Origin of the sequence: Geothrix sp. (assembly GCF_020622065.1) — a bacterium.
Lineage (GTDB): Bacteria > Acidobacteriota > Holophagae > Holophagales > Holophagaceae > Geothrix.
Map to the genome: position 1 here is coordinate 1370813 of NZ_JAHRYQ010000001.1, position 21206 is coordinate 1392018.

General features: G+C 67.9%; 17 protein-coding genes. 12 read left to right on the forward strand and 5 right to left on the reverse strand.

The features are described from left to right. Positions 1 to 3: 3 nt before the first annotated feature. Positions 4 to 2316: a putative LPS assembly protein LptD gene (locus QZ647_RS06460; RefSeq protein WP_291271374.1), complete on the forward strand. Its 2313-nt coding sequence runs from the start codon at positions 4 to 6 to the stop codon at positions 2314 to 2316. Here the strand turns inward: QZ647_RS06460 and QZ647_RS06465 are convergent. The 4 genes from QZ647_RS06465 to kdsB all read right to left on the reverse strand — a co-directional run bounded on the left by QZ647_RS06465 (position 2300) and on the right by kdsB (position 6693). Then, a complete protein-coding gene (locus QZ647_RS06465; RefSeq protein WP_291271375.1) occupies positions 2300 to 3676 on the reverse strand; it encodes a diguanylate cyclase in 1377 nt (458 codons plus the stop codon). The two genes, QZ647_RS06460 and QZ647_RS06465, sit on opposite strands and share 17 nt — an antisense overlap. A gap of 47 nt (positions 3677 to 3723) precedes the next feature. Then, positions 3724 to 4863 carry an alanine racemase gene (gene alr, locus QZ647_RS06470; protein WP_291271376.1) on the reverse strand — a complete coding sequence of 380 codons (1140 nt, stop codon included), beginning with the start codon at positions 4861 to 4863 and terminating at the stop codon, positions 3724 to 3726. Positions 4864 to 4875: 12 nt separating this feature from the next. Next, positions 4876 to 5844, reverse strand: coding sequence for a thioredoxin-disulfide reductase (gene trxB, locus QZ647_RS06475; RefSeq protein WP_291271377.1), 969 nt, complete (start codon positions 5842 to 5844; stop codon positions 4876 to 4878). A 63-nt stretch (positions 5845 to 5907) separates the two neighbouring features. After that, the gene (kdsB, locus tag QZ647_RS06480) at positions 5908 to 6693 is read right to left on the reverse strand and encodes a 3-deoxy-manno-octulosonate cytidylyltransferase (protein ID WP_291271378.1); all 786 of its coding nucleotides are present in this window, start codon (positions 6691 to 6693) and stop codon (positions 5908 to 5910) included. 123 nt (positions 6694 to 6816) lie between these two features. On the opposite strand from kdsB, the gene QZ647_RS06485 reads away from it, so the two are divergent. Genes QZ647_RS06485 through QZ647_RS06515 form a run of 7 tightly spaced genes read left to right on the forward strand, consistent with a single transcriptional unit; the run spans position 6817 to position 16921 of the window. After that, complete coding sequence (locus tag QZ647_RS06485) at positions 6817 to 8847, forward strand: ATP-binding protein (protein ID WP_291271379.1); 2031 nt, start codon at positions 6817 to 6819, stop codon at positions 8845 to 8847. Further along, positions 8840 to 9271, forward strand: a complete 432-nt coding sequence (locus tag QZ647_RS06490; RefSeq protein WP_291271380.1) for a chemotaxis protein CheW — start codon at positions 8840 to 8842, stop codon at positions 9269 to 9271. The genes QZ647_RS06485 and QZ647_RS06490 overlap by 8 nt, the downstream gene beginning before the upstream one ends. A 23-nt stretch (positions 9272 to 9294) precedes the next feature. Further along, a complete protein-coding gene (locus QZ647_RS06495; RefSeq protein ID WP_291271381.1) occupies positions 9295 to 10323 on the forward strand; it encodes a beta-ketoacyl-ACP synthase III in 1029 nt (342 codons plus the stop codon). Between the two features lie 16 nt (positions 10324 to 10339). After that, on the forward strand, positions 10340 to 10870 hold the full coding sequence (locus QZ647_RS06500) for an RsmD family RNA methyltransferase (protein WP_291271382.1): 531 nt from the start codon (positions 10340 to 10342) through the stop codon (positions 10868 to 10870). Between the two features lie 37 nt (positions 10871 to 10907). Further along, positions 10908 to 13379, forward strand: coding sequence for a methyl-accepting chemotaxis protein (locus QZ647_RS06505; protein ID WP_291271383.1), 2472 nt, complete (start codon positions 10908 to 10910; stop codon positions 13377 to 13379). A gap of 57 nt (positions 13380 to 13436) precedes the next feature. Beyond that, positions 13437 to 15107, forward strand: coding sequence for an ATP-binding protein (locus tag QZ647_RS06510; protein ID WP_291271384.1), 1671 nt, complete (start codon positions 13437 to 13439; stop codon positions 15105 to 15107). Next, positions 15104 to 16921 (forward strand): response regulator, encoded by a 1818-nt coding sequence (locus tag QZ647_RS06515; protein WP_291271385.1) that lies wholly within the window; start codon positions 15104 to 15106, stop codon positions 16919 to 16921. The genes QZ647_RS06510 and QZ647_RS06515 overlap by 4 nt, the downstream gene beginning before the upstream one ends. A gap of 5 nt (positions 16922 to 16926) precedes the next feature. On the opposite strand, the gene QZ647_RS06520 is transcribed toward QZ647_RS06515, so the two are convergent. Further along, the gene (locus tag QZ647_RS06520; protein WP_291271386.1) at positions 16927 to 17619 is read right to left on the reverse strand and encodes a CoA transferase subunit A; all 693 of its coding nucleotides are present in this window, start codon (positions 17617 to 17619) and stop codon (positions 16927 to 16929) included. A gap of 84 nt (positions 17620 to 17703) precedes the next feature. Between QZ647_RS06520 and QZ647_RS06525 the strand changes: the two genes are divergently transcribed. Genes QZ647_RS06525 through gcvT form a run of 4 tightly spaced genes read left to right on the forward strand, consistent with a single transcriptional unit; the run spans position 17704 to position 21192 of the window. After that, a complete protein-coding gene (locus QZ647_RS06525; protein WP_291271387.1) occupies positions 17704 to 18756 on the forward strand; it encodes a hypothetical protein in 1053 nt (350 codons plus the stop codon). Then, positions 18753 to 19310 (forward strand): HAD family hydrolase, encoded by a 558-nt coding sequence (locus tag QZ647_RS06530; RefSeq protein ID WP_291271388.1) that lies wholly within the window; start codon positions 18753 to 18755, stop codon positions 19308 to 19310. Before QZ647_RS06525 ends, QZ647_RS06530 begins: the two co-directional genes overlap by 4 nt. After that, positions 19301 to 20047 carry a DNA/RNA nuclease SfsA gene (gene sfsA / locus QZ647_RS06535; RefSeq protein ID WP_291271389.1) on the forward strand — a complete coding sequence of 249 codons (747 nt, stop codon included), beginning with the start codon at positions 19301 to 19303 and terminating at the stop codon, positions 20045 to 20047. Before QZ647_RS06530 ends, sfsA begins: the two co-directional genes overlap by 10 nt. A 41-nt stretch (positions 20048 to 20088) precedes the next feature. After that, positions 20089 to 21192 carry a glycine cleavage system aminomethyltransferase GcvT gene (gene gcvT / locus QZ647_RS06540; RefSeq protein WP_366526154.1) on the forward strand — a complete coding sequence of 368 codons (1104 nt, stop codon included), beginning with the start codon at positions 20089 to 20091 and terminating at the stop codon, positions 21190 to 21192. The last annotated feature ends 14 nt before the right edge of the window (positions 21193 to 21206 follow it).

Below are 21206 nucleotides of genomic sequence, written 5' to 3' on the forward strand. Positions count from 1 at the left end.
CTCATGACCATCCCCGGGAAGACCCGAGGTCTGCTGCTGGGGGCCCTGCCGTGCTTGCTGGCGGCGCAGGGCCCGCCCCTCATTCCGGTTCCCGCGCCGCTGGAGGCGCCCACCCTGGCGGAGCTGCTTCCCCTGAGGCCATTCCAGGTCGAGTCGGGCCCGGGCCTTTCCCGCGTGCCCTTCGACTGGCGCGGGGAGCGGGTCCGGGAACAGGGAGATGTCTGGATCCTCGAGCAGGGCGCCATCCAGGCCGAGGGCCTGCTGCTCCTGGCGGACCACATTGAGTACCGCATTTCCGAAGGACGCCTGGTGGCCCAGGGCCACATCCGCCTGGAGGGCCCCGGGCTGCGCCTGCGCAGCGAGCGACTGGAGATGGACTGGGAACGGCGGTCCGGCGAGGCCTGGGCGCTCCAGATGGACCTGCCGCCGACCTGGACCCTCCGCTCCTCCCATGTGGCCTTCACGACCCTGCGGACCTGGTCCTTCGATAGTGTGGAATTGAGTCCCTGTCCGGAGGAGCGGCCTGGCTGGAAGGCGCGGCTCTCGTCCCTGAAAGTGGATCTCGACGGCTTCGCGACCCTGTGGAATGCCCGGGTCCAGATGGGGCCCGTGCCCATCTTCTACCTGCCCTACGCCCTCTATCCGGCCCAGGCGGAACGGACCTCGGGCCTGCTGCCTCCGAAGCTGGGACTCTCGAGCGCCTTTGGATCCACCCTGGGGCTTTCGTACTACCAGGTGCTGGGAAGCTCAGCGGATGCCACCCTCGCGCCGGAATACTTCAGCAAGGAGGGCGTCCTCTGGGGCGGTGAGATGCGCTGGCGGCCGGACCTGACCCATCAGGGCAGCCTGTCCGGGCAGACGATCCACCAGCGCAGCCTCGACACCCATCGCTATCGCTACTCCCTGAACGAGGTCTGGCAGCGGGAAGACGGCTGGCAGCTGACCGCCGATGTGAACCAGGCCTCGGACAACCTGGTGGATGCGGACTTCGGCAAGGGCATCGGCTACCTGGGGGCCACCACCTTCGATTCGGCCCTCTACCTGGGGCGCAGCTTCACCTTCGGCAGCCTCAGCCTCTCGGCAGCGGAGCAGCGGAGCTTCTTCTTCACGACGGATCAGGGCGATCCCTTCTACAGCCCTGATTTTCCCGCCTCCCTCCGGCGGCAGACCCTGCCCCAGGGGGAGTTCCGGTTCTTCCCGGTGGCGCTGGGCGCGCAGCTCTACCTGGACGGCGGGGTGCGACTGGGGCGCTTCGCCTACCGCGTCGAAGGCAGCACCACCACGCCCGACCGGGCCTACGCCTGGGACCGCCAGGACACCAACACGCGCCTGCACGGGCGCCTGGGCCAGTGGGGTCCCTTCCGCGCCGACCTCGAGATCATGGGCCGCGCCACCCACTACAGCGCCTCGCTGAGCTCCCCGGTCTTCGATGCGGAGGGGGGAAGCAGCGACACGGCGGTGAATCCCGCCACCAGCCCCTTCCAGGTGGATGGCGCGGCGGCGACGCGGTTCCTGGCCTCGGGGCACCTCCGCCTCTCGGGCCCCCAGGTGGGCCGGAGCTTCAAGGACTTCTCGCTCTTCGGCTACAAGGGTGAATTGAAGCATGTGGCGGAACCCTATTTCGGCTTCACCGAAACCAGCCGGTACTCGGAGGCCGGCGCCCTGCCGCGCTTCGACACCGTGGACTCCTTTCCGGGCGTCAACGAGAGCGCCTCCGGCGAGCGGAGCATCGAACTGGGACTGAAACAGCACATCCTGGGCCGCCCGGGCTCGGGTTCAGGCTTCGCCGATCTTGCGCGTCTGCGGATCGCCACCCGCTATCACGCCTCGCCCATCATCCTCAGCGATGGCCGCTACAAGAAGGGCTGGTCCAGCGTGGACACGGACCTGGATGTGGAGCCCGACGAGCGCCTTCGAATCAGCCTCCGCCGGTCCTCGGACCTGGGTGCCGGAGGCTCCGACAATGCCCTGAGCCTGGATGTGAAGGCCCAGGATGGGAGCCGCTTCAACCTGGCCTACTTCTCCACGGGCATCAACCGCTTCCTGGTGCGGCAGAAGGGCCTGCAGGTGGGTGGCGTCCAGCGCTTCTGGGATGACCGCCTCCGCCTGGAGTTCAGCGCCAACTACGACTTCCACCAGAGCGGCTTCGCTTCCAGCCAGGTGGCCCTGGCCTATGTGGAACCCTGCGTGGCCTATGTGCTGAAGTTCACCCATGTGGCCGTGAACAAGGCCCTGGTCTCCGGGGGGCGGGAGGACCGCATCGATCTGACGCTGACCCTGAGGGGCCTGGGCGACCTCTTCAGCTTCCGGCGCTGAGGGCCCTCGGGGGACGGCCTCCGCCCTCCGCCACGACCACGCGGTTGCGGCCCAGGCGCTTGGCCTGGTACAGGGCCTTGTCCACCACCGCCAGCAGGTCGGTGGGATTCTGGCTGCCGGGGCCGCCCACCCCGAAGCTCATGGTGGGGAAGAGGGTCTGCCCGGTGGCCAGGGCGATGGGGTCCTCGTCGATGCGGCGGCGCAGCTTTTCAGCCACTTCCGCGCCGGCCTTGAGGCTGGTCTCGGTCAGCAGCACGGCGAATTCCTCACCGCCGATGCGGAAGGCGAGGTCGGACCGGCGGAGCGCGGACCGGATGCGGACGGCCAGCTGGCGAAGCACCTCGTCGCCGACGGGATGGCCGAAGCGGTCGTTGATGAGCTTGAAGTGGTCGACATCCCCGAGGAGCAGGACGAAGCCGCGGCGGTGGCGCTCCCACTGGCGGACGGCGTGTTCCAGGTTCTGGTCGAAGGCGCGGCGGTTGAGCAGCTCCGTGAGCGGGTCGGTCAGCACTTCGTTGCGGAGGGCCGCCGCCTCGATCTCCAGCATGCTGCGCCGCTCGCGGAGGTCGTGGATGGCGGATTCATACTCGCCTTGGATGCGCCGGGCATGCACCCACTCAATGGCGCGCTTGCAGGCGTGGAGAAGCCGGGGCGCAGACAGAGGCACCGGCACCCAGTCGGAGACGCCCGCGAGGAGGAACTTGCGCTGCATGGCCTCATCCTTCACCTGGCCCACGAGGATCGTGTAGGGCAGGCAGCCCTGATCGCGGAGATGCTCCAGCCGCGCCAGGGCGCCCGAGACCCCTCCCGTGAGCCCGAGCAGCAGCACCGGCGCCTTCAGGACCCGCTGGGCCTCGGCGGCATTGCGGGCCGGCGGCGAGTGGACCTCCATCAGAAAGTGGTGCAGGAGATCCCGGGCCTTCAACGCGAGCCCGGGGTGGAGGCCCAGGGCCAGCACGGGAACGCGCTCCGCCTCGCCGCGGGTCGCGGCTCCGGCGACCACTGGCCCGAGGTGGTTCAGGAGCTGCTGGATCGTGTGGCGGGACGGGATGAAGCCGTCCCCCCCCACCTCCCGGAGCGCCTCCTGGTCCTGCTCGGTGGGGGGGTGATCCACCACCACGAAGATGGGGAGGTTCCGGAAGAGGATCCGGGTCTCCCCGCGGAGGAGGCGGCAGAGCCGGTAGCCGTCCATAGGATCCCCGCCGGCATCCACCAGCAGGACATGGGCTTCGCTCCAGGCATCCTTCGCCAGGGCCTCCAGCGGGTCGCCGACATGGAGGATGCGGTGCCCCGCGCCTTCGAAGGCCATGCGAAGGCGCTCGACGAGATCGTCATGGCGGGAGATGACCAGCAGGTTCATGGGGGCCGTAGGCGGAAGCCCCCATGGTAGTGCAGTTCATTGACTGATTAGGGAAAAAAACGACGAGTGATGCGACGGTGAAGGGCGCAGGTCAGCTCGTAGGGGATGGTGCCCAGGGTCTGGGCCAGCCGCTCCAGCCCGTGGGGGGCGAAGGGGTCGGCGCTGTAGAGCACCATGGGATCCCCGGGGGCGATGGGCACATCCAGGGGCAGGGCCACGGTGAGGTAGTCCATGGAGATCCGGCCCACCACGGGGAAGGTTCGTCCCTGGAAACCCACCATGGCCCGGTTCCCGAGGTCCCGCCGGTAGCCGTCGGCATAGCCGCAGGCCAGCGTGGCGATCTGGAGGGGATGGGGGGCCACGAAGGTCCGGCCGTAACCCACGGTGGCACCCGCGGGCATGGCCTTCACCCGCGCCACCTCCGCCACCAGCTCCAGAGCGGGTTCCAGTCCCAGGGCGTGCCCCTCGGGAATCGTGGTGAGGCCGAACAGGGCCAAGCCCGGTCGCAGATGGGTGTCCTGGTCGAGCAGGCCGCGCAGGCACGCATCGCTGTTGCCATGGTGGCGCTGGCCTGGATGGATGCCCGCGTCCGCGAGCTGCGCCAGGCAGGCATCGAAGATCCGGCGCTGGCGCTGGGCGAAGCCCTGATCCGGGTCGTCCGCCGTGGCAAAGTGGCCCATGACGCCTTCGATCCAGGCGCCGAGCCGCCGCAGGTCGGGCAGGCAGTCCCCCAGCTCCGAAGGCAGCAGGCCGAACCGCCCCATGCCCGTATCCAGCTTCAGGTGGAGCCGGACCGGATGCTGGGGGAGGAGCCGCGCATAGTCGGCCAGATGCTCAGGTCCCACCACGGCGATGGTGAGGGCCTCGGCGCTGGCGGCGGGCAGGGCCTCGGGCCGGAGGCCGCCCAGCACGAGGATGGGGCACTCGATGCCGCCTTGGCGCAGTTCGAGCCCCTCCTCCAGGTTGGAGACGGCGAGGCCGTGGACGCCCGCCTCCTCCAGGGCCCGGCCCACGGGCACGGCCCCATGACCGTAGGCATTGGCCTTCACCACGCCCCAGATCTCCCGGCCCCCGGAGGCGGAGCGGATGCGATCCAAGTTGCGCGCGATGCGCCCCAGGTGCACCTCGGCCCGGAGGGATCGCCCCTCCGGGTGCGGCTTCAGGGGTTCGAGGTGCTGTTCATTCACGCCAGGGGGCCTTCACTCGGCCAAACCCTGCTCGACCAGCCAGCGTTCGGCGTCGATGGCGGCCATGCAGCCGCTGCCGGCGGCCGTGATGGCCTGACGGTAGACATGGTCCTGCACATCGCCGCAGGCGAAGACGCCGGGGATGGAGGTGCGGCTGGAGCCCTTCTCCACCTGGAGGTAGCCGGTCTCATCCATGGGCAGCTGCCCTGCGAAGAGGCCGGTGTTGGGCTGGTGCCCGATGGCCACAAAGAGCCCCTCCACCGGAAGCTCGGACTCGGCGCCGTTCACGGTGTCCTTGAGCTTCAGGGCGCGGATCTTCTCCACCTTCTCGCCCATGGGCGTCTCGTGGGTGGCCGTGACCACATCCAGCACGGTCTGGTTCCAGTGCGGCTGGATCTTCTCATTCTTGAGGGCGCGGTCCTGCATGGCCTTGGAGGCGCGGAGCTTGTCCCGGCGGTGGATGAGGTGGACCTTGGTGGCGAACTTGGTGAGGAAGGTGGCCTCCTCGATGGCCGTGTCGCCGCCGCCCACCACCGCGATCTCCTTCCCGCGGAAGAAAAAACCATCGCAGGTGGCGCAGGCGCTGACGCCGCCGCCGGAGCGGGAGAGCGCCTCGTCCTTGCCGATGCCCAGCCACTTGGCGGAGGCGCCCGTGGCGATGATCACGGCATCGGCCGTGTACTCGCCCTTGTCGGTGCTGAGCTTGAAGGGGCGGCTCTGGAGGTCAGCCTTGAGCACGGTTTCGGACTTGATGGTGGTGCCGAAGCGGAGGACCTGCTCCCGCATCTCGTCCATCAGGGCGGGACCGGCGATGCCCTGGCGGAAACCGGGGAAGTTTTCGACTTCGGTGGTGATGGTGAGCTGACCGCCGGGTTGGGCACCTTCGAACACCAGGGGGGCGAGGTTGGCCCGGGAGGCGTAGAGGGCGGCGGTGTAGCCGGCCGGGCCGGTTCCGACGACGACAACTTTATGGTGGCTCACAGGCTTCTCCTGGCAAGGAACGGGCACGCGTCCCAGCCTTCGAGTCTAGCGCGTCTGGACCGGCTAGCGCGCGAGGCCCCGCTCCCGGAGCAGGGCCTCCACGGCGGCCACATCACTGGGAACATCCACGCCCAGGCTCAGAAAGGGCGTTTCGGCCACGCCGATGGGGATGCCCGCAGCCAAAGCCCGAAGCTGCTCAAGCATCTCCAGCTGCTCAAGGGGGTGGGGGGGCAGGGCCGTGAAGGCCCGCAGGGCGTCGGGCCGGTAGGCATAGAGCCCCAAGTGCCGCTTGAAGTGGCGCAGCTGGTCCGGCTTCAGCCAGGGCCGGAAGTCCGCCTCGAAGATCGAGGAATGGCGCAGGTAGGGAATGGGGCTGCGGCTGAAGTAGAGGGCCCGCTGGCGGTCGTCCACCACCACCTTCACCGCATTGGGGTTGAACAGGTCATTCGCGTGGGCGAAGGGGCAGGCGGCGGTGCCCATGGGCAGGTCCGGCTGGGCGCGCATGAGGGCCACCAACGCAGCGACAGTGTCGGGGTGCATGGCGGGCTCGTCGCCCTGGATGTTCAGCACGCAATCAAAGGATTCGCCGAGGATTGCCAGGGCCGCCGCGGTGCGATCCGTGCCGGAGGGCAGGGCGGCGTCCGTCATCACGGCCTCTCCCCCGAAAGCGTCCACGGCCGCCGCGATGCGGTCGTCATCCGTGGCCACCACCACCCGATCCACCCCGGCGGCCCGCTGGGCGGCCTCGAAGACCCACTGGATCATCGGCTTCCCCGCGATGGGGGCCAGGGGCTTGCCGGGAAACCGGGAGGCCTGGAAGCGGGACGGGAGGACGGCGAGGGTGCGCATCCCGACAGTATCGGATGGTCGCGGACCGGGATCACCCGAAGATCGGGGCAGGCGGGTCGGGCCATCCCGACCAGATTCCAGATTCGGCGGCCCGGTGCCGAATCGGGGTGTCAGGAGTTGCGTTTGGATCCATCCTTCGACGATGTCTGGGCAGAGTGGGAGGACCTGTTCGCGCAGGCCCGGAAGACCCTCGGTACGCTGAAGACGCCTCAGCCGCCGCATGTGGTGCAGACCTCGGTGAATGCCCTGTTCCGGACGACCCACACGCTCAAAGGCATGGCCGGGATGCTGGGTTTCCCCAGCTTCAGCCGGGCCGCTCACCGCATGGAGGACATTTTCGACCTGATGCGCAAGGGGCGCCTGCGATCGACGGATTCCCTGATCGAGACACTCGAATCGGGCATTCAGGCCCTGGAGTCCGGCTTGGCCGGGCTCCGGCGCGGGCGGCCGGAGCCTGAGGACTACCTGCGCGGGCTTCGGCGGCAGCTGGGTGAACTGGAGGCCCTGGCGCGCCCCTCGGAGGGCGGAACCCAGGATCTGACCTCCCTGCTGGACCTGCCGCCCGAGGTTCTGAAAGGCCTCTCCGACTACGAGCGCACCCGGGTGACGGCCGTGCTGCTGGCCGGCACGCCGATCCACGGCCTCGCCGTCTGCCTGGACTTCGCCACCTTCGACGAGCGCCTGCGGGCGCTGAGCGAGGCGGCGGCGGCCAGCGGCGAGCTCATTTCCACGCTGCCCTGGGAGGTGCCGGAAGGAAGGGAGGGGTTGGCCTTCCTGCTGCTGGTCGCTGCGCCCTCCGTCGAGGACCAGGCCCTGGGCATCCCGGCCGAGGAGTTCATCGGCACGCGCCGGCTGGCCGATCCCGAGCGGGTGCCGGCCAGCGTCCGGGCTGCCGCAGCCGCCCCGGCCCCGGAACCTCCGCCCCCCGAGTCGGGGCCGGAGCCAGCGCCCGCTTCAGCTCCGATCCCGGACATGGAGGTGCTGAGGCTCCCGGCGCAGCGGGTGGAGGCCCTGGAGGCCCGCCTCATGGAGGTGGCGCAGCTGCGGGACTCCGTCAGCCAGATCATGCGTCAGGGCAGCGGCGCGGGCCAGGAGCGTCCCCTGGGGATCATGGGGGAGATGGAGGCCGGGCTCCTGGAGGTCCAGAAATCCCTGCTCCAGATGCGCATGGTGAAGGTGGAGAGCCTCTTCTCCCGCATCGAACCCATGGTGAAGACCCTCAGCCGGGATACGGGCAAGCCCGTCCGTCTGGCCTTCTATGGCGGGGACCTCGAGCTGGAGCGGAACCTGCTCGGACGCCTCACGGAACCCTTCCTGCACCTGATCCGCAATTCCCTTGACCACGGCCTGGAGACCCCTTCGGAGCGGGCGGCCCAGGGCAAGAGCGAGAGCGGGTCCCTGAGGATCTCGGCCTCCCAGCGGGGGCGGAACCTGCGCTTCGACCTCCGGGACGACGGGCGCGGCTTCGACCTGGCCCGCATCGAGGCCCGTGGCATCGCCATGGGGCTGCTCAAGGAGGGGCAGGTCCACACGCCTGAACGCCTGCACCGCCTGACCCTCGAGCCCGGGTTCTCCACCCAGGAACAGGCCTCGGAGATCTCGGGCCGCGGCGTCGGGATGGATGTGGTCCGGGCTGAGATCGAGGGCCTGGGCGGGGAGATCCAGATCTCCAGCGAGCCCCGGCGCGGCAGCCTGGTCCGCCTGACCCTCCCGCTGTCCCGTGCCGTGATCAGCTGCCTCAAGGTCCGCAGCGGCGGGCAGACTTTCGGGATCCCGCTGGGCAGCGTGGTCCGCGTCCAGGCCAGTGCGGTCCCCCTCCACGGCGGCGACCGGGTGGAGGTGCTGGGCATGAAGCTGCCGATGGAATCCCTCCAGGCCTGCCTGGCCCAGCCCGAGCCCCCGGGGGGCCAGCGCCTCGTGGTGGTGCTCCGCCAGCAGGGCGCCTCCTCTGCCAACGGCGTGGAGATCGCCCTGGGGGTGGACGAAGTGGCTGGGCGCACGGAGCTCCTGCTGCGCAGCCTGCCGGAACTGGCCCATGCCCAGGGGATCATGGGCGGCAGCCTCCAGGGCGAGGGCATCTTGTGGGTGCTGGACCCGGAGGCCGTCATGGGCCTGGCCATGGATTCCCTCATGCGACGGGTGGCCCGTGTCTGAGCACTCCTCCCTTCTCCATGTCCGGGCCGCGGGCCGGGACATGCTGCTCTCCGTCGCCGACCTCTGGGAGGTGGTGGCCCCGGCACCCGTGACCCGGCTCCCCGGTGGCCCCCCGGGCATCCAGGGCGTGGTGATCCACCAGGGCGAATTCCTGCCCGTGCTGGCCTGGAAGCACCTTCCGGACTGCGCCCAGGCCAGCGGAGACATCACGGCGGTGGCCGTCTTCCGGCGGAGGCTGGGGGTGCCCCTGGAGCGCCTGTTCGGAACGCTGGATCCCCCGGGGGAGGGCTGGCGCTCCTCGTCCGAGGAGGATCCCTGCAGCGCCTTCACCGCCGGCGTGTGCAACCTGGAGGGACGCGATCTGCCCTTGCTGGATGTGGACCGCCTACTGGCGCTGCTGCACCGCCTCCGCGCTGAGCGCTGACGAGCGGGACCGTCCGTGCGATGATGGCAGTTTCGTCATCGGAGGCTCCTTTGAACCGTCGCCTTGCCGCCCCCGTTGGAATCACTGCTACTGGGCAATGTTTTCCCCCAAGGGTGGTCACCAACGACGATCTCTCCAAGATCATGGAGACCAATGACGAGTGGATCCGGACCCGCACCGGCATCCGGGAGCGCCGCTGGGTCGAGCCTGGCACCGGCGCCTCGCAGCTGGGGGCCCCGGCCCTTCAGATGGCCTTGGACAACCGCGGCATCAAGGCCTCGGAACTGGACCTGATCCTCGTCACCACCGTGACCCCCGACACCCTGTTCCCGGCCACGGCCTGCCGCATCCAGGACATGGTGGGCGCGACCAATGCCTTCGGCTTTGACCTGAATGCCGCCTGCTCGGGCTTCCTCTATGCCCTCACCACCGCCTCCAGCCTTGTGGCTGCGGGCGGCGTCCGCCGGGTGGGCGTGGTGGGCGTGGACATCATGTCCACCATCATCAACCTGGAGGACCGGGCCACCTCGGTGCTGTTCGGTGATGGCGCGGGTGCCGTCATCGTCGAGCGGGTAGAGGAGGGGCTGGGCATCCTCGACTTCGAGCACAAGGTGGACGGCTCGGGCGGCTGCTTCCTCTACATGCCCGCCGGCGGCTCACTGAAGCCCGCCTCGGCCGAGACCGTGGCTGCGAAGGAGCACTACATCCACCAGGCCGGGAGCGAGGTCTTCAAGAACGCCGTGCGCGAGATGGCCGACAACAGCAGGCTGCTGATGGACCGGAACGGCTTCCGCGGCGACGAGCTCAAGCTCTTCGTCCCGCACCAGGCCAACATCCGCATCATGGATGCCGCCGCCAAGCGGCTGGAGCTGGATCCCTCCCGGATGATGGTGAACATCGACCGCTACGCCAACACCACCACGGCCACCATTCCCACGGCCCTCCACCAGGCCGTGGAGGCCAAGCGCGTGGAGAAGGGCGATCTGGTGGTGCTGTCCGCCTTCGGCGCCGGCTTCACCTGGGGCTCGACGCTGCTGCGCTGGGCCTACTGATTCGGCGCCCGACGCCGTGCGGATCATCGCCGGAACCCTGAAGGGGCGGCGCCTGACGGCTCCCCCCCCCGGCGACCTGCGCGTGCGGCCCACCTCGGACCGGGCGCGGGAGGCGCTGTTCTCGATCCTCCAGCGGTGGCCGTTCGGGCCCTTCCTGGATCTCTGTGCGGGGACCGGGGCCGTGGGCTTGGAGGCCCATTCCCGGGGCTACGCGCCGGTCACCTGCGTGGAAGCCGCCGATCCGGGCTGGTCCTGCCTGCTCCGCAATGCCGAAGGTACCGGCGTCAAGCCCTTGAGGACGGACCTTCAGCGCCTTCCAGAGGGCGCTTACACCGGGCAGGCCGTGATTTTCCTGGATCCACCCTACGATCAGGCCGCGGCCCTCTGGGGCCGGATGGCCGGCCGGTTGAGGGGCTGGATGGCCCCGGACGGGGTCCTGGTCTTCGAAACGGACCGGCAGACCATGTTGGAATTACAGACAGGGTGGGCTCTGGCCGAAACACGCGAGTATGGTACGGCACGATTCCATCTCTGGACCCCGGCCTGAGCTCAGGACGGAGACCCCCGTTCAGCTCAGTGCTTCTGTGCGCGCGCTGGTCATCACCCGACTGCGTCTGGCCACGGGGATCATCTGGTTCCTCGGGTTCACCATCGGGCTGTTGTTCCTCTTCGCCTCGCTCCCGGACTTCCGGTTTTCCCTCCTGGGCGGAGCCGCGGCCCTGGGGCTGATGGCCCTGGCCATCGGGGGGTCCTATCTCCAGATCGAGCACCTCCGGCGGTCCCTTGCCGACGGGCCCCTCAGCCCCGAGCTCTACCGCCCGCTGACCCGGTTTCCCCAGACCTCGTCCCTGCTGTTCTTCTACCTCGCGGCCTGCATCAGCGTGGGCGCCTACCTGTGGGTGAAGCTCTACCTCGGGCAAAGTATCTGGGTCAGCTTCCTCATCATGGTGATGTTCGTGGTCATGGCCGCCCTGGCGGCCATCAGCCAGTATTTCCTCGCCAAGCAGAACCTGATGAAGGTCTATCAGCTGCTGGCGCGGGAGCCCGGGTTCAACGAGTCGCTGGCGCGGTTCTCCACCAGCCTGCGGGCCAAGTTCGGCTTCGGCATCATGGCGATGACCGGTGGGGTGGTCCTCCTGTCCATCCTGGTATCCGGCCTCACCCTCCAGTCATCCATCCGTACCAAAGTCACCAGTTACGCAAAAAACGAATTGATGAACCTGGCCGATTCCGTGGCTTTCGTCCAGGAGATGAACACCACCCCCGAGGACCTCCAGGCCTTCCTGGGAACGCTGAAACTGGGAGCGGGTGGAGGTGTGTCCCTGCGGCTGCCAGCCAGCCGGGGTGGGGCCGTGCTCGGTTCCCGCACCCGCATCGCGGGCGCCGGCGACATTCTGGTGGTCCAACCCCTGCCGGATGGATCGGAGCTGAGGGCGGTGATTCCCGAGGCCGAGTATGCCGACGCGGTCTGGAAGGCCCTGCGACCCAACCTTGCCATCCTCGTCCTGTCCTCCATCTTCTTGATCTACTTCATCCAGCTGATCCTGCGTGATGTCCAGCAGCCGCTGCTGCTGCTGAGCCGCAATGCCCGCCAGGTGGGCGAAGGCCACATTGACAGCCTGGAGGCGGTGTACAGCGACGATGAGGTGGCAGCCCTCAGCCAGGGTTTCGGCCGCATGGTCGGCAGCCTCCGGGGCATGGTGGTGCAGATCCGCTCGGCGAGCCGGGATCTGGCCAAGGCCTCCAGCGCGATCCGGGAATCCGCCGACGGGGTCCGGCAATCCAGCCACGGCCAGCGTGAGCTCATCGAGTCCTTCCATCAGGAGATCAACGAGCTGACGGACACCTCCATCAGCATCAGCGCCAGCTCGATGGAACTCAGCCTCGCCTCCGAAAGCACCAACGCCACCATCGTGGAGATGGCCGCCAGCGTACAGCAGATCAACCAGAGCATGGACGAACTGCTGATGGTGGTGGAGGGCATCACCTCGGCCATCCGCGACTTCGACAGCGCCATCAAGAATGTGGGCAAGAATGTGGACCACCTCGCGGGCCACGCCATCCACACCAAGGAATTCGCCGAAAACCTGGAACAGAGCACCTCCGCCATCGACGACAGCGTGAAGATCGCCCAGCGCTACACCAAGAAGGTGATCCACAACGCCGCCCGCGGCATGGAGCTGGTGGGACGGAACCGGGAGAAGATCCAGGTCATCGAGCGGGTCGTCCAGGACTTCCACGGCACCACGCGGACCCTGCTCCAACTCGGGGCCGACATCGCCAAGATCCTCGACTACATCGGGGACCACGCGCAGCAGACCAACCTGTTGGCGCTCAACGCGGCCATCATCGCCTCCCAGGGAGACGCGGGCGGGGACGGGCAGGCCAAGGGCTTCTCGGTGGTGGCGGACGAGATCAAGCAGCTGGCCGAGCAGACGGGCCGCTCCACCCAGGAGATCCAGCAGATCATCGGCACCCTCCAGGCCGAGATCCGGAAGGCCTACCAGCAGGTGGAGCTTGGCCTCGACGCCGTCCGGGACGGGGCTGAGTCCGTGGGGCAGAGCGAGGAGGCCCTGCAGGCCATCCTGGAGTCCATCAGCGAGACCGACAGCGTGGTGGAGAGCATCCTCAACGAGACCCTCCAGCAGGCGGGCCAGGCCTCGCTCATCCACGAGGCCAACCGCAACATCCACAACCAGGTGGAGACCATCCGCTCGGTCATCGCCGAACAGCAGCAGACCAGCAACTACATCCTCTCCCTGGCCATGAATGTCCAGCAGGCCACCAGCGTGGTGCGCGACTCCACCAAGGAGCAGAGCACCGGCAGCGACGAGATCGCCCGGGCCACGGAGCAGGTCCGCGCCCTGGCCAGCAGCCTCCACGAGATCCTGGCGCGGCAGGAGGACCATGTCCTGTCGCTGAAGGAGACCATGAACCGCGTGCTGGGCAAGGCCGTGGAGAGCGAGCGCGCCATCGAGGCTTCCAGCGGAGCGGTGGAGCAGCTGGGTGTGCAGGTCCACATGCTCAACCGGGAAGTGAACATCTTCAAGTTATAGCGGGGTGGAGCCAGGCTGCCGGGCTGCTAGGCTGGAGCCGATCCCGGACGCCCCTTCATGTACCGTCTTTCCATCAAGACCAAGCTGAGCGCAGTCATCAGCACCCTGGTCCTCTCGTTCATCGCCTTCAACCTGCTGTACTACCCGCGCTGGGTGGAACGGCAGATCCGCACCCAGGCCGAACTGAGCGCCCGCCAGGTGGCCGAGACCGCCAGCTATGCCTTGAGCCCGGCGGTGAGCACCGGCAACACCCGGGACATCGCCAGGGTGCTCCAGGGTGTCCAGAACATCCCCTCCTTCCGGTTCAGCGCCGTCTATGGGGCCGGGGGAGAGGCCCTGGACAGCACGCCCACGACGCCGGACTGGGTCATGGGGCAGATGCTCAAGGATGGCGTGTCCCAGACCTACACCCACGGCGAGAGCAACATGCTGGTGGTCGTGGCGCCGGTCTTCTACGAGGAGCCGCGGGCCGACCAGGTCGGCAGCCTGGTCATCGGCTTCACCACCGAAGGGACCCAGCGCGCCGTGCGGGAGAATATCCGGGCCAGCCTCGCGGTGGGCCTGGTGACGCTGGTGGTGGGCATCGGCGTTGCCGTCTTCCTGTCGAACCGCTACCTCCGCCCCGTGATCCAGCTGACGGACGCCGCCCAGAAGGTGGCCCAGGGTAATTTCGAGACCGTTTCGGTGAAGGTCTCCACCCGGGACGAAATCCAGGACCTGAGCCAATCCTTCGAGGTGATGACCGACAAGCTCCGGGTCTCCCGGGACGAGATCGAGCGGCAGAACCGGCTGCTGGAATACCGGGTCCAGGAGCGCACGCGGCAGCTCATGGAGACCATCTGGGAGCTGGAGGAGATCCGGGCCAACCTCGAGCGCCTGGTCCAGGAACGCACGCGCGGCCTGGAGCAGAGCCAAGAGGAGCTCCGCGCCTGGGCCAGCACGCTGGAGGAGAAGGTCCAGGAGAAGACCCAGGAATTGCGGGAGCTGAACGACAGCCTGCTGACCAGCTATCAGCGGCTGAAGGAAGTCGATCGGCTGAAGGACGAGTTCCTGGCGAACATGAGCCATGAGCTCCGAACCCCGCTGAATTCCATCATCGGATTCTCGGGGATGCTGATGCAGGATCCGGAGGGCCGCCTGAGCCGGGAAGGGAAGGAAGATCTCCAGATCATCTACCAGAACGGCCGGTCGCTTCTGGGGCTCATCGATTCCATCCTCGACCTTTCAAAGATAGAGGCGGGCAAGATGGAGCTGGAACTGGAGGAGGTGGATCCCTTGCTGCTGCTGGACGAAGTGAAGGCCATGGCGGCGGGCCTCATCCAGGAGCGCCCCATCAGCCTCGTTTACCAGCGACCACAGGGCACCGCCTGCGTCATGGGCGACCGGAACCGCCTCCGGCAGGTCTTCACGAACCTCGTGGGCAACGCCATCAAGTTCACGGAAGCCGGGTCGGTGCGCATTTCCGCGGTTCTCGGCGCCGGGTCGCTCCAGATCAGCATCGAGGATACGGGCATCGGCATGTCCGCCGCGGAACTGGAGCGTCTCTTCAAGCCCTTCCAGCAGGTGGATGGCAGCATCACGCGGCGCTTCGGCGGCACGGGCCTGGGGCTGGCCATCAGCCAGCGGTTCATGGGGCTCATGAACGGTCAGATCCGCGTGACCAGCCGCAAGGGTGAGGGCAGCACCTTCGTCGTGGAAATGCCGCTGTGCGGAGGGGCCTCCGCATGACCGCCCCGCCGCTCCAGATCCTCTGCATCGAGGACAACGCCATGAACTGGCGGCTGGTGCAGCGGTTGCTCTCCCAGGCCGGGTACGACATGCACTGGGCCGAGGACGGCCTCAAGGGCTTTGAGGCGGCCTCCCGGCTTAAGCCCGCCCTGATCCTGCTGGACATCAACCTGCCCGGGTTGTCGGGCTTCGAGGTCGCCACCAAGCTGCGGCAGAACGCCGATCTGAAGGACACGGTCATCGTCGCGCTCACGGCCAAGACCATGCGGAGCGACCGCGAGACCGCGCTGGTGACGGGGTGCGACGGGTTCATCTCCAAGCCCATCGATCCCTTCCTCTTTGTGGGGCAGGTGGAGTCCTACCTCGGCGGCCAGCGGGATCGCCTGGAGCAGGGGCGGGAAGGCGAGGCCCTCCGGCAGTTCAGCCAGAAGGTCGTCGCGCATCTGGAGGCCCAGCTGCGGGAAGCCCAGGAGGGCAACCAGAAGCTCCTGGAGGCGCAGGGCGCCCTGGAGCAGCGCAGCAATCACCTGTCCAGGCTGCTGTCCCTCAGCAAGGAGATCATCCCCGTGCGGGACGCGGGCGAGATCCTGGCCCGGGTCCTGGGCCAGTTCCGCGAGGAGCTGCAGCTCGACCGCCTGAGCGCCTACCGGCTCCACCCGAGCGGCGCCTATTTCCAGGGGTTGGTCTGGGGGCCCACCGGGTTCCAGGAAACGGCGGTGCTGCCCCTGGATCACCCGCTCGCGGCCAAGGCCGAGGCCCTTGCTTCGGGAGGCGTCCTCATCGATGCGGATCTCCGCCAGACCGCGGCCTGGGAACAGGGCATCGAGCTGCAATTGTGGAATCCCCGGGCCCAGGCCTTCCTGCTCCCCCTCCGCAGTCGTTCCGGAGAAGACCGCCTCTGGGGATTTCTCGCCGCGGATCGCGCTGACCACCCTTATCAACCCTTCGAAGCCGAGCTGGCCGCCCTGTATGCCGGTACGCTGCAGGTGAGCCTGGAGAACGCCGAGCTGATCGCCCATCTCGATGAGACCAGCCAGGCCCTGGGCACCAGTTACGAGGGCCTGGAGTCCGCCTACGAGGCCCTGAAGGAGGCCCAGCGGGCCCTGGGCGCCCAGGACCGGAAAGCCACCCTGGGAGGGCTCTTCCTGCAGATGGCCCAGCGCCTCCAGGTTCCGGTCCAGACCCTGAAGACGGAGAGCCAGGCCCTGTCCCTTTCCATCGACCAGGAAGGGGCGCTGCCCCCTCTCGAAGCCCGGCAGGCCTGCCACCGGGCCATGGAACAGATCCATCGGGCCACCGCACAGGTGGACAGCCTGGTCAGGGCCCTCCTCCGCCGAGCAGGTCAGGGGGAGGCCAGCGCCCCCGAATGGATCCATCTGCACGACCTGTTGAACCAGGAGCTCGAGTTCCTCCAGGCTGACGGGACGCTCTCAGAAGGCCTTCCCCTGGAGCTCAACCTGCAGGCGCCCCGGGATCTCATCTATGGCGTCTACACAGATTTCTCGGAGATCCTGGGGCACCTTCTGGCGCATGCCCGCCAGGGCGAACCCGGTCGGATCCAGATCCGCTCCTGGGGAGGGAACCGCCACTTCCGGCTGGAACTCGAGGACGAAGGCGGGGCCATCTCCCAGGAACGCATCGACCATGCCTTCGAGCCCTTCTCACAGCTACGACCCGCGGAACCCGGCCCGGCCCGGCAACCGGGAACCGAGCTGCCCCATTGCGCGCAGCTGCTGAATGCCTATGGGGGCACCGCTCACTTGGCGGCCACCGAGCGGGGAACCGTCGTGAGGATCAGCCTTCCGATGGAGTGAGGCCGCTAACGGGTGACGACCTTCTCGATGCGCTTCTCGAAGGCCGTACCCAGCACCAGCCGGTGGACGAAGATGCCCGGCGTGTGGATCGCATCGGGATCCAGCGCGCCGACCTCGACGATCTCCTCCACCTCGGCGATGCAGACCTTCCCGCAGGTCGCCGCCATGGGGTTGAAGTTCCGGGCGGTTTTGCGGAAGACCAGGTTGCCGAGGCGGTCGGCCTTCCAGGCCTTCACCAGGGCGAAGTCGGCGAAGATCCCGGATTCCAGGACGCACTCCCGGCCCCGGAACAGGCGGGTTTCCTTCCCCTCGGCCACCTTCGTGCCGGCACCGGTGGGGGTGAAGAAGGCCGGGATGCCTGCGCCGCCCGCCCGCATGCGCTCGGCCAGCGTTCCCTGGGGCACCAGCTCGACCTCCAGCTCGCCTTGGAGGAACTGCCGCTCGAACTCGGCGTTCTCGCCCACATAGCTGCTGACCATCTTCCGGATCTGCCGGTTCTTCAGGAGGAGGCCGAGCCCAAAGTCATCCACTCCGGCATTGTTGGAATAGCAGGTGAGATCCTTCACACCGGTCCGGACCAGCGCGGCGATGAGGTGCTCGGGGATCCCGCAGAGGCCGAATCCGCCCACCGCGAGGTGGGCTCCGTCCGGGATGTCCTGCACGGCTTCCAGGGCACTGCTGACGCGCTTGTCGATCATGACGGGGAACCTCGGAATGTCCCTTCAGTGTGCCATCTCTGGCATCCTGCTCCAGTTCCTGTTTGAACCGGAAGGGGGTCGATCATGAGGAGGAGGTTCCTGGCCGTCCTGGGAGCGCTGAGCCTTGGCGCTCAGGCCCCGGCACCACCCCCGGAGGCCCTGCACGACGCCCGGGAGACCCATCTCCGGGGCGTGAAAAAGCTCACGGACACCGGCTCCAACGCCGAGGCCTACTGGTCGAACGACGGCCGGAAGATCATCTTCCAGAGCACCCGGGACGGCCACCCCTGCGACCAGCTCTACACCATGAACGCCGACGGCACCGACCAGAAGCGGGTCAGCTCGGGCAAGGGCAGGGTCACCTGCGGCTGGTTCCTGCCCGGGGATCGGAAGATCATCTACGCCAGCACCCACGGGGCCGGCCCGGAGTGCCCCGAGGGGCCGCCCTTCACGCCGGGCAAGTACCAGTGGCCCGTGTTCCAGGGCTATGACCTCTACATCGCCGGCGCCGACGGTCGCGATGCGAAGCCGTTCCTGCCCGCTCCCGGCTACGATGCCGAGGCCACCGCGGCGCCCAACGGCAAGTGGATCGTCTTCACGAGCGAGCGCGGCGGCGATGTGGACCTCTGGCGGGTGGACACCGATGGGAAGCATCTGCTGCGCCTGACCGACGGCGTGGGCTACGATGGCGGCGGCGTGTTCAGCCCGGATTCGAAGCTCATCGCCTGGCGCACCAATTACCCGAAGGGCGAAGCCGCCACGGTGAAGTACCAGGAACTGCTCAAGCGCCACCTCGTCGAGCCCATGGAGATGGACATCTGGGTGATGAACGCCGACGGCAGCGCCAAGCGGCAGGTCACGAAACTGCCGGGGGCGGCCTTCGCGCCCATCTTCACGCCGGATGGCAAGGGCCTCGTCTTCGCCACCAACCACCATGACAACCAGGGCAAGGGGCGTGGGTTCGACCTCTTCTGCATCAACCTGGACGGGACGGGCCTGGAGCGCCTCACCTGGACCGGCGTGTTCAACTCCTTCCCCCACTTCAGTTCCGATGGCCGCAAGCTGCTCTGGGTGAGCGGCCGGGCCCCCCGGGGCCCGCGCCAGTTCGATGTGTGCGTGGCAGAGTGGCTCCCGTGAACGCCAAACCCGCGATCTTTCTCGATCGGGACGGCACCCTCAACGAGGAGGTCGATTACCTGTCCGACCCCGAGCAGCTGGTGATGATTCCCGGTGCCGCGGCCGCCGTGGCCCGGCTCAATGCCCGGGGAATCCCTGTCGTGGTGGTGACCAACCAGAGCGGCATCGGCCGCGGCAGGTACGGATGGGATGATTTCGCCGCGGTCATGAGCCGGATGGGTACGCTGCTGGCCCAGGAGAACGGCCGCATCGATGCGGTCTACGCCTCGCCCCATCACGAGCAGGGGCAGGGGGCCTACGCCGTGGCGGACCATCCGGAGCGCAAACCCAACCCGGGGATGCTGGTGAGGGCCGCCGAGGAGCTGGGCCTCGATCTGGCGCGCTCGTGGATGGTGGGCGACAAGGGCATCGATCTGGAGGCGGGCCGCCGGGCGGGTTGTCGCGTGGCGCTCGTCCGGACGGGCTATGGCGCCCAGGTGGATGGTTCTGCGGCGGATCTGGTGGCACCGGATCTTGCGGGAGCCGTGGACCGCATCTTGGCCCAATGGCCATGATCCTGGTCGAGAAGACCGGCCTGGTGCCCGGCACGCTGATCCAGCGGTACAAGCGCTTCCTGGCAGATGTGCGACTGGACGATGGCAGTCTCGTGACCGCTCACACCACCAACACGGGGTCTATGAAGACCTGCTGGGAGCCCGGTGATCGGGTGTTGCTGGAGCCGGCCGCCAATCCGGACCGCAAGCTGAAGTTCACCTGGTTGACGGTGGAACGCCCCGGGGGCTGGGTGGGCGTGGAGACGGGCATGCCCAACCGCGTGGTGGCCGCGGCCGCCCGGAAGGATGTCCTGCCTGGTCTGTCCGGTCTGCACGGCGTCCGCACGGAGGTTCGATACGGGGCCGAGAACAGTCGCATCGATGTGCTGGCCCTGGATGGCGAGGGGCGCCAGGTGTTCATCGAAGTGAAGAACACCACCCTGAAGGCGGGCGACTGGGCCCTGTTTCCCGACGCGGTGACGGAGCGCGGAACCAAGCACCTGCGGGAGCTCCAGGCCATGGTGCGCGAAGGTCACCGGGCCGCCATCGCCCTGTTCGTGCACCGCACGGATGTGGATCGCTTCGATGCGGCGAGGGAGATCGACCCGGTCTACGCCACGGAGCTGGACCGGGCCGCCGAAACCGGTGTGATGGTCCTCCCGCTGGCTGTGCGTCTTGTCACAAGGCGGGAGGCGGATGGTCTCTGGAGCCTTGGGTGGGAAGTGCCGGGCCTTCTGCCCTGGGTTCGGCGTGGCTAGACTGGGGTTTTCCTCCTCAGGAGTCCCGCATGTCCGCCACTGTGTCTGAGCTCATGAAGACCCCCCTGAATGCCGCGCATCGGGCCTTGAACGCCAAGATGGTGGATTTCGGTGGCTGGGACATGCCGGTGCAGTACCCCGCCGGGATCCTCGCCGAACACGAGGCCGTGCGGACCAAGGCTGGCCTCTTCGATGTGAGCCACATGGGCGAGATCCGCGTGAAGGGTCCCGGCGCCCTGGCACTGGTGGAGCATCTGACACCCAACGCGGTGTCGAAGCTGGTCATCGGCCAGGTCCACTACACGGCCTTCCTCTATGAAAACGGCACCTTCGTGGACGACCTGCTGGTCTACCGCGAGGGCGAGGAGGAGTTCCTGCTGGTGGTGAACGCCGGCAACTCGGACAAGGACTTCGCCTGGGTGCAGAAGCACGCCGGCGCCTACGACTGCACGGTGGTGAACGAAAGCCCCGTCACGGGCCAGATTGCCCTCCAGGGGCCCCTGTCGGTGAGCATCCTCCAGCCCCTCACCAAGACCCCGCTCGATCCCATCGGCTACTACTTCTTCACCCATGGCGAAGTCGCCGGGGTCAAGTGCATCATCAGCCGGACGGGTTACACGGGTGAGGATGGCTTCGAGCTCTACTGTGCCGCGGGCGACACTGAGCGCCTCTGGAACGCCGTGATGGCGGCCGGAACGCCCCTGGGTCTGCTGCCCGCGGGCCTGGGCTGCCGCAACACGCTGCGGCTCGAGTGCAAGATGGCCCTCTACGGACATGAGATCGACGACAGCATCCACGCGCTGGAAGCCGGGCTGGGCTGGATCGTGAAGCTCGACAAGGGTGACTTCATCGGCCGCGACGCCCTGCTGGCCGCCAAGGCAGCGCCTGCGCCCCGCAAACTCGTGGGCTTCAAGACCCTGGAGAAGCGCGACATCGCCCGCGACCACATGCCCGTGGTGCAGGGGGGGAAGCAGATCGGCTTCGTCACCAGCGCTGCGCCTTCGCCCACCTGTGGCATCAACCTGGGCCTGGCCTATGTCCCCACGGACCTGGCCAAGACCGGTAACCGCATCGAGATCGAGATCCGCGGCCGCGCCGTGCCCGCCGAGATCATCCCCACGCCGTTCTACAAGCGGACGAAGTAGATTTCGTTTCACCC